The organism is Roseibium sp. RKSG952 (genome assembly GCF_009711355.1).
The window spans coordinates 1-1,282 of record NZ_SMMF01000489.1 but is presented as its reverse complement, the minus strand read 5'-3'; the positions used below and the strand labels follow the sequence as shown (position 1 = coordinate 1,282).

Annotated in this window: 2 protein-coding genes; one reads left to right on the top strand and one right to left on the bottom strand. The window is 51.4% G+C overall.

Annotated elements, in window-relative coordinates; translation table 11 throughout:
- Positions 1-5: 5 nt before the first annotated feature.
- The gene (locus E1297_RS01735) at positions 6-1,145 is read left to right on the top strand and encodes a conjugal transfer protein TraH (protein ID WP_368669433.1); all 1,140 of its coding nucleotides are present in this window, start codon (positions 6-8) and stop codon (positions 1,143-1,145) included.
- Here E1297_RS01735 and E1297_RS01730 read toward each other — a convergent pair.
- A partial coding sequence (locus tag E1297_RS01730; RefSeq protein ID WP_155133107.1) for a transposase occupies positions 1,102-1,282 on the bottom strand: 181 nt, incomplete at its 5' end. The genes E1297_RS01735 and E1297_RS01730 overlap by 44 nt on opposite strands.

Here is a 1,282-nt window from a genome sequence, read left to right as displayed (position 1 = left end):
CTTAAATATGTGTCACGTTCAAATGGACTTGGTATAAAGCGGGATGTGGCGGCATTGACTTGTACGGCGGAGCGTTCTCGTTTGCAAATTCAGAACAATATACGCAGTTGCTCCGTTCAATCGGTGCGAATGCAGCCGGCTATGCGTTCCAGCTGGCCTTGCAAACGGCGATGCCAGATATTGCCTCCGTTATCGAAACCATCCAACGCAAGATCCTGGCTCTGAACCAACATTTCGGGAACTCCTGCCAGCTCGCGCAAGGTTTGGTGAATGACACACTTGGCGCGATGAACATGAAACGGATCGTAGAGGGTGAAACCGACGCCACTGCAACGGGTATGGTGAGAGATTTCTTCAAGGCTTGGAGTGCCTCGGATGGGAAAAGCGGGACTGAAATGTCCCAGGAAAATGGATCTGAAACATACAATGCCACCATTGGGAATATTGTCTGGATGCAGCTGAAGAAAAACTCGGCCGCTTCCTGGTTCCGGTACGGTGATGACGATCTTCTGGAGACGATCCTGTCCATGACGGGTTCGATTGTTGTTACAGACTTGAAAGAAGCAGAAGACGGCAAAGGCAAGGTCAACAATGTCATAACCCAGCCCGGAGGCTTGGTCACACTTGAAGACTTGCTCAAAGGGGGGACATTCGAGGTCTATTCATGTGCCAGTGATCAAAAAAAATGCATGTCGAACCCAGGAGCACGAAGAACTGTTACCTTGGATAGTCTCGTCGAGAGGCTTCAGGATGTGCTGGTCGGAAGTGATTCGAGCGTCGGCCTGATAACGAAGTGGTCATTGAATACATCATCCGTGACCGATGAAGAACAAGCCTTCCTTGCGAATATGCCAAGCACGTTCGGTTCGCTCACCAAGCGCGCGGCTGTATCCAGTCCGGAGTTTGCGATCGGCCTGTCAGACGAAGTGGCAAAGTCTATGGCGCTTCAGATGGTCATGAACGTGGTGCGGGATCTGTTCCAGGTCGCGGATGTTGCGATGTCGAACAGCGACGTTCCGGAGACAAAGGAAGCTCTTGAAGAACTGCGGGGATCGCGCCGGAAAGTCTACGAAGAGTATCAGAGTCCATCCGGGATACAAATCATAAGTTGCTGTTCCGTGAGCATCGACGCAAAAGCATGTTAATGCTCGCGAGGTAAAGCATGGACTGTGCTGTTTTCAGTGTTCGCTCACAATCCTTGTAAAGCCTGCGGTTTCTGCCAAACCACGCAAAGGTACGCTCAACGACCCACCTGCGGGGAAGTAGAATGAACCCCTTCGCA